The sequence below is a fragment of the Synergistaceae bacterium genome, from assembly GCA_031272035.1.
Lineage (GTDB): Bacteria > Synergistota > Synergistia > Synergistales > Aminobacteriaceae > JAISSA01.
In genome coordinates, this window is the sequence record JAISUO010000048.1 from 35,215 (window position 1) to 46,522 (window position 11,308).

At 57.8% G+C, this 11,308-nt stretch carries 8 protein-coding genes; 1 reads left to right on the forward strand and 7 read right to left on the reverse strand.

The window, feature by feature from the left end; translation table 11 throughout:
• Positions 1-28: 28 nt before the first annotated feature.
• Genes LBR61_06135 through LBR61_06145 form a run of 3 tightly spaced genes read right to left on the reverse strand, consistent with a single transcriptional unit; the run spans position 29 to position 3,886 of the window.
• Complete coding sequence (locus LBR61_06135) at positions 29-2,026, reverse strand: DUF3488 and transglutaminase-like domain-containing protein (protein ID MDR1731657.1); 1,998 nt, start codon at positions 2,024-2,026, stop codon at positions 29-31.
• Positions 2,016-2,918: a DUF58 domain-containing protein gene (locus tag LBR61_06140; GenBank protein MDR1731658.1), complete on the reverse strand. Its 903-nt coding sequence runs from the start codon at positions 2,916-2,918 to the stop codon at positions 2,016-2,018. Before LBR61_06140 ends, LBR61_06135 begins: the two co-directional genes overlap by 11 nt.
• Entirely contained in the window at positions 2,915-3,886 is a 972-nt protein-coding gene (locus LBR61_06145) for a MoxR family ATPase (protein MDR1731659.1), read from the reverse strand. Before LBR61_06145 ends, LBR61_06140 begins: the two co-directional genes overlap by 4 nt.
• 331 nt (positions 3,887-4,217) lie before the next feature.
• Here LBR61_06145 and LBR61_06150 point away from each other — a divergent pair, with 331 nt between their 5' ends.
• Positions 4,218-5,531: a response regulator gene (locus tag LBR61_06150; GenBank protein MDR1731660.1), complete on the forward strand. Its 1,314-nt coding sequence runs from the start codon at positions 4,218-4,220 to the stop codon at positions 5,529-5,531.
• 83 nt (positions 5,532-5,614) lie between these two features.
• Here LBR61_06150 and LBR61_06155 read toward each other — a convergent pair whose 3' ends face one another.
• The 4 genes from LBR61_06155 to LBR61_06170 all read right to left on the reverse strand — a co-directional run.
• Positions 5,615-7,036: a hypothetical protein gene (locus LBR61_06155; GenBank protein MDR1731661.1), complete on the reverse strand. Its 1,422-nt coding sequence runs from the start codon at positions 7,034-7,036 to the stop codon at positions 5,615-5,617.
• Positions 7,037-7,400: 364 nt separating this feature from the next.
• Positions 7,401-8,303 (reverse strand): DMT family transporter, encoded by a 903-nt coding sequence (locus LBR61_06160; GenBank protein ID MDR1731662.1) that lies wholly within the window; start codon positions 8,301-8,303, stop codon positions 7,401-7,403.
• Positions 8,304-8,489: 186 nt separating this feature from the next.
• Positions 8,490-10,664 carry a methyl-accepting chemotaxis protein gene (locus tag LBR61_06165; GenBank protein ID MDR1731663.1) on the reverse strand — a complete coding sequence of 725 codons (2,175 nt, stop codon included), beginning with the start codon at positions 10,662-10,664 and terminating at the stop codon, positions 8,490-8,492.
• Positions 10,665-10,864: 200 nt separating this feature from the next.
• Positions 10,865-11,308 (reverse strand): helix-hairpin-helix domain-containing protein (locus tag LBR61_06170; GenBank protein ID MDR1731664.1); only part of this gene is annotated, 444 nt, incomplete at its 5' end.

Genomic DNA, 11,308 nt, shown 5'->3' on the forward strand with positions numbered 1-11,308 from the left:
ACAAACGCGGCGACGCGAGCGCACAGTTTCAGGATTTTCTGTACCGGAAGATCTTCGCGATCTGAGAGCGCATGGCCTTTCGGATCTCCGGGTCCAGGGGTTCCCCGCCGAAGTAGACATCCTCGAAGCGACGGACGAAGGGCAGAGCCAGGAATCGGAGCTTTCCGTCGTCCACCCGGGCCAGAAACGTTTCGAGCCCCTCGCTCTCCTGCCGGACGTAGCCCTGACGTTTCATTCCGCTCAGGAAACGGCGCAGCAGCACGATTTCGGGACGCCGGCTCCGTAAAACACGCAAAAAGTAAAAGAGCATCCCCACCGCGACGCCCCCCGCCAAAAGCGCCGCGGGAACGGACAAAGCAGCCCCCAGTCTGCGCATACCGTCTCTGGTGGGGGTCAGGGAGGCCTTCGGGTTGCGCAGAATTTCTCTCAGGCCCCGCAGAAGGTCCACCTGCATCTCCCAGTTGTAGTTCACGACCAGCTTCGACCACTGGTAATCCATCATATCCAGGTAAAAAGCCAGGGCGCCGAACATGTCCTCCGTCATTGAGTCTCTCACGGGAGTGGGGTCGCAGCGCACCCACGCGGACACTTCGCCGTCCCAGGCCTCCACCCAGACGTGGGCCCTGTCCTCCTGCACGATGTAGTAGCCTCCCACGTCGTTGTAAACGCCGCCTCTGTATCCGCTCACCAGGCGGGAGGGGACTCCGGCCATCCGCAGCATGACGCCCATGGCGGAGGCAAAATACTCGCAGTTTCCCCGCTTCGTCTCGAAGATGAACTGTTCGAGGGCGTTCTGAGGGTTGGAGGGCAAACCCTCCAGGGCGTAGGTGAAAGCCGGAGGCGACAGGTAGCTCAGGATGGCAGTCCGTTTTTCCTCGTCGGTCATCCCCCGGGTCAGGTCCGACACAACCAGCCACAGGCGCGGAATAAACCGGGGAGGCAGCATGAGGGTGCGCTGCCTGTTGAAATTCGAGTGAAGGGGCTTCATCCGGTAGGACAGGGCCGAACTGACCTCGTACTGAAGTCTGCGCCCGGCGTTCCGGCCCGTGTAGGCGTAGACTCCGTCCCCCAGGTCGGCGACGTCAGCGCCCGAAACGTAAACGGGCTGGTCCAGCGTGAAAAGGAAACCCCGATTGCCCGGCTCCAGAAAGATTTCCTGCGCGATGCGGGGCTCGGCGGATTCCGGAATGAAGGGCGCCCGCTCCCGACGGCCCCGGCCCGCGACCCACATGCGCTCGCTGAACACGTCCAGCACCCTGCCCCGCCAGTAGGGCGTCCGGTTCTCCGGAAGGGGCTCCATCACGGCGCGGAAGGCGAGCCGGTTGTTGTTCTGAATCGCGGCGGCGTCACCGAGCTGCAGCTCATCGGCGAACCCCGTGGCGGCCGTGCCGTATTGTCCCCGTATTCCGAAAATGGGGCTGGCTGTTCGGGGCATCGCGTAAAAAAGCAGCAAACTCAGCGGCAGCATCATCCCGAAAAGAGCGCAGGCCCGCAGACACACCTGCTTCAGATCCCCTCCTGTCAGGCGGGCGGCGGGCTCCCTGGAAAACCAGGCGGACAGAATCAGGACCAGCGTGCAGAAGAAGGTCGCTCCAAAACAGTACAGAATGAAAGTTTTTTCCACGGAAAGCATGGCGTAGGCGATCACCGCCGCCAGAGTCAGACCCGCCACCTGAACGTAGTCCCGGGACTCCTTTTTTTCCAGCATTTTGATGGCGGTCATCAAAAGAACCGACTCCATGAAGCTCTCCACGACGGTGGTGCGGCGCACATGGGTAAAAATGGTCAGAAGCACGGCGACGGTGGACAGGTTCACCAGAAGGCGCGGCGGGTGGGGCAGATTTTTCCACTCCAGAAAGACGGCGAATCCAAGAACCGTCAGAAAAGAAAACGCGTAAACCGGTTCGATCACTTCCTGACCCATAAAAAAGGACAAGAGAGCGCAGGCCAGGGCCGTCAGGTTCAGCAGGCTCTTCAGGGAACGGCCGGAACCGGAGGGCGCGAAACCCGAAACTCTAGACGGCATGGAGAGCCAGCCTCCTCAAAAGGTCGAGCTTGTGAGGGCGGTCCGACACCGGAAGAATGGTCCGGCCCCGCCAGCACAGGCCCACGGCGAGCCCCGACTTCATGGATTCCATGATGGTCCAGGCCGCCATGGAAAGACCGCGTTCCGCCTCGCCGGCCAGCAGCCGGTCCAGATCGATGATCCGTCCGCTCCGGGCGGAGGAGCCGTCGTAAAGGCGGGTTTTCAGCTTTCCCGTCCGGGCGGAGGACTTCCAGTGAATGCGCTTCATGGAGTCTCCTTCCACGTAGGGACGCACCCCCACCACGTCCGTCTCTCCCACGGGCACGCTTTCATCGCGTCCGTCGGACTCCGGCTCCCGGACAAAAACGGACTCGGCCTCGCAGCGCAGGGGGCAGGGAAAAACCGTCACCTCGTCCCTGCAGTCGGTCGTCCACCAGCGCACGAAAAAGTTGAACGGGTAGACAGAGGAGAGCCGCACGCACTCGTCGTCGATCTCGAAGCGCCCCCGGGCGGGAAAGGTGACGAAAAGCGTCCGGCTTTCGACCGTTCCCGCCGGCACCGACCCGAAGAAAACGTTTTTTCCATAAAGGGAAACTTCAATGAGAAAAAGAGAGACGAATCGATTGTCGTTGCGCACGTGAACGGATACGGGACAGGGAACCTGCGCGTAAATTTCGTCCGGAAACGTGAAGGAGACCTTCGCGCTGCGAATGTTGCGCCTTCCCGCAATTCCCGACCCCAACATGTACCCCAGCAGGACGGTGGTGGCGAGATAGAGGAGGTTGTTCGTGCTGTTCACCGCGATTACGCCGAGAACGATCGAGATCGCGATGTAGATCGACCCCGAGCGGCGCACCCGTATGACGTCCTTCCAGGTTCGGTTCTCGCTCATGCGATGGTCGGCACCTCCTGAAAAATTCCCCGCAGAATCTCTTTTTTGACGGCCTCCGACCCCTGACGCAGCTGAATGCGATGGAGCAGAACATCCTCCGCCATGACCTGAATGTCCTCCGGAAGCACGTATTTACGGGTCTGCATCCAGGCCGCCGTTTTCGCCAGAGAAAGCAGGGACATGGCCCCACGGGTCGAAATGCCCGCGACGATATTGGGATGATCCCGGGTCTTCGCGGTCACCTCCAGCAGGTAGTCCAGAATTTTGTCGGAAACCGTGATTTCCAGCTCGATCATTTTCTGTATTTGCAGAATTTCCTCCGGGCTGAACAGGGCGGGAAGCGTCTCCAGCTCGTTTTTCCGGCTGCCGACCCGCAGAATTTCACGCTCGGCGTCCCTGGACGGGTAGCCGATGGAAACCTTCATCATGAAGCGGTCCATCTGAGACTCCGGCAGGGGAAAGGTCCCGGAATGCTCCACGGGATTCTGGGTGGCGACGACGAAAAAAGGCCGGGGCAGCCGGTAAGTGACGCCGTCCACGGTGGACTGTTCCTCACCCATCGCCTCCAGCAGGGCGCTCTGGGTTTTGGGCGTGGCACGGTTGATCTCGTCCACCAGCACCAGGTTGTTGAATATCGGCCCCGGGTGAAACTCGAAAACGCCCTTTTCCGCCTTGAAGATATTCAGGCCCGTGACGTCCGTGGGCAGAAGGTCGTTCGTGCACTGGATGCGCCCGAAATTCAGGCCCAGCAAACGCGCCACGGCGATGGCCAGCGTGGTTTTGCCAAGGCCGGGCAGGTCCTCCAGCAGGAGGTGCCCGTTCGAAAAAAGACACGCCAAAACCTTGATCAGAGCTTCGTCCTTGCCATTCAAAACCAGCGCCAGGCGGTCGATGGCCGACTGAACCCGAGGATTGGAGACTCTGAACGTGAACCCGGAAGAACCGGACACGGAGTTGAAGACATTCATCGGCTGTTCTCGAAACCTCCAGAAATTCAGAATTGAAATCTTTTCCTTCGTCCAGGGCTCAAACCCGCTCAGTGTTCAAACCTGTCCCGAAAGAACTCCGCAAATATACTATAAATTAAGGAAATTTACGATAGAAACGGCTACAACGATATTACGCAGTCCAACTCCGGTCTTTTTGCGAATGCGTCTGAAGCCGGGACGCATGTTATACTTTAAAACGATAAAAAAACGATAAAAAAGGTGGAAAAATTGTTCATCTGCGCACGCGGACACGTAAAGAAGCACGTAAAAAAGCAATATGCGGAGACAGACTCCTGAAAGTGGGATTCCCATGTTTGATCTGTTTTTTGGAAAATATCTGCTGGAAAAAAAATTTATCACGCTCCCCCGTCTCAGAAGTATGCTGGAGCGTCTGAAAAAAGTGCGCGTCCGTCTGGGAGTCCTCGCCATCCACGCGGGGCTGCTGACCGGAGAGCAGGTCGACAATCTGGCCCAAATGCAGCGCAGGGAGGACATTTCTTTCGGAAGGCTGGCCGTTCGGGAGGGGCTGCTGACCAGCGATCAGGTGTTCCTCCTTCTGGAAGAACAAAGCAGAGCCCGTTTTTCCCTGGGACAGCTTCTGGTGGACGACGGAATTTTCACCTACGAAGAGCTGGAAAAAATTTTCAACGACTACAAACAGACCTCGGAGCTGACCTCTTTCGAGCTCGACGCTCTGCACCGCAACGATATGGCCGGCGTGCTGGGCTCCTTTTTTCACTCGTCGGAGGACGACACAAACCGGTATGGCGCCTGCGCGAGTTTTTTTCTGAAGAACGTCATCCGCTTCATCTCGGACGACGTGCAGTTCGAACGCATGCAGTCCGCGACCTCTTTCACCTGCCGAAACTTTATCTGGCAGCAGCTCACGGAAAACGACTTTTCCTCCGGCATTTCCCAAAATACGGAAAACGGCTTCATCTGCGGGCTGGAAGGCGAAGCGTCGAGTCTGTTGGCGTTCTCCCGTCTTTTCATGCCCGTGATGTCCGTGGGGCTGGACGAAGTGGCCCGGGACGCCCTGAGCGAATTTCTGAACCTCCAGAACGGGCTCTATCTCTCCTGGCTTTCCGAAAAAGGCATGGAAATGCGGCCTTCGCCGGTGGAATTCCGAAAAGACGTCGAAGTGACAGGCTCTTCCGTTCTATGGGTTCCCTTTTCCATCGCCTTCGGAAAGTACAATATCGTGATGGCCGTCAGACCCGAATTCAAAAACACCGTCGTGCCAAAGGGAAACCGGAGAGAGCGTATTCTCGTCACAGACGATTCCGCCATCTCCCGAATCATGCTGGAGGACATTCTGACCCGAGGCGGGTATGAAATCGCGGGAGAAGCCGCAGACGGGGAGACGGCGATCCAAAAATATCAGGAGATTCAGCCGGACCTGGTGACGCTGGATATTACCATGCCCAAAAAGAGCGGTCTCGACGCCCTGCAGTCCATTCTTCAGATGGATCCGGACGCAAGAATCGTCATGATTACGGCTCTGGCCCAAAATTCATCCATTTTGCAGGCCCTCAGACAGGGGGCCATGAACTACATCCTTAAACCTTTCGACGAGGAAACCGTCCTCTCCGTTATCGACGACGCCCTGACCCACAGAATATGACGCCAATTCCCCCTCCGGACGCGAGTTCGAATGCGCCACGAAGGGGGAATCCGGTGCAGCTGGCCTGTTTTATTTTGGCCGGTTTATGGTCTGCGCTGAGTGCTGACGTTCTCGAAGGGCCTTTGTCCGGGAGCGTCGTTGCGGGGAGCGCGGTTCGGAGCAGGTCCCCGGTCTCCCGAACCGCCCCGACGAAGGGCCCCGCCATTCGGCCTTTGTGAGGTCGAAGGCCTTTCCGGGGTCGAAGGCCGACGGGACTCGGAAGGACGTCTCACTTCCGGACGGTTTTGCTGAGGCTGAGGCGAACGCTGAACGCTGGGGGGACGCCGGTCTTCATTGCCGGGGCGACGATTTTCCCGCTGAATCCGCGGGGGTTGGCGCTGTTCTCCCCGACGCTCCTCCGGCGGGCGCTGCGCGCTGGAAGGACGCCGGTCTTCATTGCCGGGGCGACCTTCTCTCCCTTCTCTCCGCCGGAACTGCGGAGAGCGATGGTCGCCGTTTCCGGGCCTGTCTCCAAAGCGCGGGCGGGCATCCCGAAAACGGGGCTCCTTCGGCCTCAGCCTCATCCGGGGAACCGGCAGAGGATCACGCTCCGTCCACCGGCGCTGGCCTGGAAACGGTCGCCCCAGGCTGCGGCTGTCATGCCTGGGATCGTAATGCTGACGGGTGTAGCGCATGGAGTTCTGCCACATCAGGGGGTGCAGGCGACCCGCGCCGGACGTTTCGTAACGATAGCCCGGGACGGGAAAGGCGCGGCGGGAGCGAGACCCCAGAGGCCGCCAGTAAGACCCGAAGAAACGATAATAGTAAGCGGGGCGGTAGACGAGAGCGCTGTGCCAGTACCAGTCCTGCCCGGGGACATAGTAGTAGTACCGATGGTGGACGACGTCGTCGATGACCCCGATGAGGCTGGCCGTAGCGTAGATCAGATCGGCCACGTCGGCAATGTCGTCGGCGGGGCTTCGTTTCACCACAACGGTAGTTGAGGTTTCGGCCCTTCCGCCCCTGCCTGCGGGGTTTGAGCTCAGAGCCAGAGCTTCGGACCAGAAGTAGAGACTCCCCTGCCGCCAGGGCGTTCGAAGGTCGTCGCACAGAAGCCCCAGGGTCTGTGCGTTGTCCTGCAGCAGACTGTAGGTTTCGTTTTTCAGCCCTGTGGTTCTGTAGCCCACGTACCAGCCGCGTTCATTGCCCTTCAGCGCGTAGAGGGACGAGGCGTCCGGCGGAAGCGATTCCGGATCGAAATAATCCAGAATCGAGGCAAGAGGGGGAACCGAACTGTCGTTCGCGTCGCTGTAATACGTCTGAGCGGCGGTCTTGAGCGCGGAGAGATCTCCCATGACCCACTGAATTTCCTCTTTTTCATCGAGCCTTGTCGCGGCCGCGAAGGCCCTCTCCTCCATCACCGCCGTCAGCAGCAAAGATGAAAGAGCCGCCAAAAAACATGCCCGGCATTTCCCCGATTTCCACATTTTCCATGTTGCCCATGATTTCCATGTTTTCCTCTGCATTGCATTCTGCCTCCTTTGGAGAGAGATTCTTCGGACTCCCGATTGTCTCGTCTCTATTTTACCCAGACCTTCCATACAAACCAAATCAAATCAAACAATACAATCCAAACAATACAAAGTCTCAATTTCTTATTTCTATTCTTTATTTCTATTCTTGTTTCAAGAGGCATGATACGAAAACCTTATGGGAAAGATATGGACGCAATATGAAAATAATATGAAAAACAAAAACTGCCGGATATATTCAATCCGACAGCTCTGCACAGCGCGTTTTTTGAACACGAAGAAGATAAAAAGAAGATAAAAATATGTCCTGAACACATGATTCCAGTTTGAAATCAAAGGTCCGGCACGGTCGGCCGCATCATTCTTCGGGAGAAAAGGCTCTCTCCTTTCCGGCCCTGCGAAGGACGGGGACGGCCTCCGCCGTCAGAACGCCCGCAAGGATGAGGGAAGAGGCGATGAAGATCTTCCAGGTCATGGGCTCGTTCAGAAAAAGAATCCCAAGGCCGCTGCCGAAGACGCTCATCATGGAAAGCAGGATGGCCGTGTGGTTTGCTGTGGTGTATTTCTGAGCGAAGCCCTGAAGCACAAGGGTCAAACCGAACCCCACCGTCGCCGAGTACAGAACCGCCCCCCAGGCCGCCGCCGGAATATTTCCGGGAAAGGGCTCCAGGAGAAGCGCCGCCGCCAGAGCGGGAGGCATCGCTCCGAGAGCCTGCCAGCAGGCAAGACCACAGGGATCGACGTCCTGAACGTACTTCTGCACCAGCAGGATATAGCCCGTCAGGAAACCCAGGGCGACGATACAAAGCGCATCCCCGACGTTGACCCGAAAGTTTTCGTCCACCATCAGGCCAATCATGCCCAGCGTGCACAGAATCACCGCGGCGGCGATATGCCATCCCGGAAATTTTCTCGTGAGGAACCAGGTCGCCAGGGGCACGAAAACAACCGGCATCGACAGAAAAAACGACTGATTTCCCGCCGTCGTGTACAGAAGCGCCACGGTCGCCGACAGATAGGAGCAGATCAGAACCACCCCCAGGAGGACACCGGAGCGCCGGGCTTTTACCGGCATGGCGACGGCGCGTTTTCGGAAACAGATTGCCAGCACGGGAATCGCGATAAGAAACCGCAGCGCGCAAAACCAAAACGGCGTCAGGCCCGTCAGCGCATCGCGAATTACGACATTGGTCGACCCCCAAATGAACGCCACCAAAAGAATGATCGCGTCCCCGAACAAAACCCGAAGTTTTGTTTTCATAAAGACAACCTCTTCCCCCGCAATCGACGTAAAAAATCAGGAACCGTCCGGTCAAAATCCGGTTGTCATTATACAACGGCCCATCCGGTTCCTTTTTGTCTTGTTGGGGTTTGCCGCGCTCGGAGCGGGGAGATTTCGGGGGCAGAGGGCCGCGGCTTTACGCCGTCAGTTTCTGCCCCCCAATCCTCAATCGGCGCTGCTCAATGCCGTCTGGGTGCTCAATCCCCTGACGGATGATGGATTTCTTCGGGGCACTCTCACTTCGTCGTCGGCGTCACGGAGTCTGAAGCGGGACAGGGCCTTCGCCAGAGTCTGAGTATGTCCGCTCATGATCTCGGATTGATCCGCGATGGCCTGGGCGGTTTTTGCCGTTCCATCCGCCGCTTTCTGGATTTCCGACAGGGTTTCCGCCATTTCCACCGTGGACCTGGTGGCCTTGTCGATGGCCGTCGCCACTTCCTTGCTGGACGCGGCCTGCTCCTGGGCCACCGCGGCGATGCTCTGGATGGAGTCGTTGGCCTTGTTGATTTCTTTCAGAGCTCCGTCAAGTTCCTTCTGGGCCTCCGCCGCCTGGTTGAGGGTTTCACCCAGGGTGCGCCCGGCCTCGGCAGTGGAGGCGATGCTCTCCTGAGCCTGCTTTTGAAGCTCGACGATGATGCCGTTCACGCTCTGGGCTGCTTTCGCAGATTCTTCAGCTAATTTACGCACTTCTTCCGCCACCACGGCGAAGCCGCGCCCCACCTCTCCGGCCCGGGCCGCCTCGATGGCCGCGTTCAGGGCAAGGAGGTTCGTCTGGTCCGCGATGCCCGTGATGACCGACACGAAGCTGCTGACGTTCTCCACGGAGTTGACCAGCTGTCGGGTCTTTTCCTCGGCGGTTCTGGCGTTCTCGTTCACGCCCTTCATTCCCTCAATTACGGCGTTCACGGTATGAATGGCTCTGCTGGAGGCCTCCGTGGTCTGAGCGATGAAGGCCGCGCTGTCCGTGGAGGACTGGGCCACGGTGTCCGCTCCGGCGCTCATTTCCTCAACGCCGGCGTTGCTTTCCTCCAGCGCCGCTCCGTTGTTCTCGCTCAGGTCGGAAACGTGGTCGAACTGTTTTTTGACTTCCTTCATGGCCTCGTTGGTTTCCTCGGCTATTCCGGACAGCGTGACCGCCACGCCCTCCAGATCCGTGGAGGCGCTTACCACGTTCCGCATGGCGTATTCCTGGGCGATCACCATCTCGGACAGGGCGTCCGCCAGTTTTCCCAGTTCGTCTCTGCCCTCGTAGTTGAAGTCCTTCCGCTGGATGGTCAGATCGCCCTCCTGACAGCGACGGGCCAGTCCCACGATGGTGTTGAGGGGTTTGGAGATGGAGCCGGCGATGAACAGGGCGGTCAAAATTCCAAGAATGATGGAAACCGCCGCGGACGACAGCAACACCATTGTCACCACGCGCACCAGGTCCATGTTATCCTGATTGACCGATTTGACGATGTCCTGGGCGGTCTGGGAGAGTTTCACGGTCGCGTCCTTGTAGGAGGCTATCGTAAGTTCCCGGGCCCTCTCCAGTTCGCTCACTTCGCCCACCGCGCGTCCTATTATCGCGATGTTGGTCTTGTACAGCTCAAGGCCCTCGATCACTTTATCCATCAAAGCCCTGCGGGTCGCGTCTCTCGTGGAGTCTTTCAACGTCCGGGCCGGTTGTTTGAGGGTGTCGCAGACGGCCCCGAGCTTCAGCACCGCCGCCGCGTCGCGAGCGGAGTCCGAGGCTAAGACGAGCTTCGTCCGGATGTCGGAAAATCCGCCCATCAGCTTGCCCAGCAGGTAAAACTGTTCCACGCGCTCATTTTTGTTTCTGTCGTCGTCCGCGGCGTGAGATACTTCATAAAAACTGTCCTGAGCCGTCTGGATGCTGGCGGCCACCTCGGCCCCCGTCCTGAGCAGCTCGGCTCGGGCCTCCGCTTTTCTCATGAGGGCCTCGTGGGTTTTGATCATTTGGTCCAGGTAGGTTTTATGAATGGGAAGCAGGGTCTCCCGCACCAGTTTCGGGGTCTTCAGATTGGGGAAAGAGGCTCCCATGGCATCCATGGCGGCCAGTGTCTTTTCAAGCTCGGCGACCTTCGCCTTGTCTTCTTCGATGCCCTGGAGGGCTTCTTTATAAGCCGTTCCTCTGACGCTCAGAAAAAGCTCATACACACTGCGCTCGATGTCGATGTCCACTTTCAGCGTCGGCAGGATCTGCTCCATCACAAAAGCGGACTCCCTGTCGAGTTTCGCCAGGTTCCGCCACGTGATGCCGATGCCCGCGGCGAACACCAGAAGAACCACACCAAATCCCACCAACAACTTCGAAGTCATCTTCAGATGCTTCAACATTCTCTCTCACTCTCCCTTTCTCCTGTCTCTCGTTGCTGCTTCTCTGCCCTGCGGAGAAAAACACGACGCACAACGACGTTTCCCCCGCGCTCTCGACTCTTCAACTGCCGTAACAACCCATAACAGACATATTAAAACTTAAAACAAAAAACCTGAAACGGTAACGCGCAAAGCGGAAACTTTGCAGCCTCCGTCTCCGTTCAGTCTTTCCAGTTCCACCATTTGAGTTTTTCCGGATCAAGGGATTTTTCTTCGTTTTCGGCAAACCAGACAGCGAGCCGATAAACGTAGAGTGCACACCTGTCCACCTGGCGGCCCTGAAATGAACAATCTTTGATGTAGATTTCTTCCGGGTCCTGTCCTTTCAGGGATTCGATAGTAGAGTAACCAATATTCCTCAAATGCCGCGCCATGTTTTTTCCGACGCCGGGGATTCTTTCAAGTTCAGATTTTGTCAATGTCCTCATCCACAACCGCTCTCCCTGACGTACAGGATCGCGTTCACCACTGCGGAGATTATCCCGCCTCACAGAACACCGCAGTCCTGAATAACATGGGACAATTCTCCCGCAGGTGTTCTTTCGTAACTTTCGCAAAAAGTGTAGCAAAAAAATCCATTCTTTACAATAGTGGAAACAGAACCA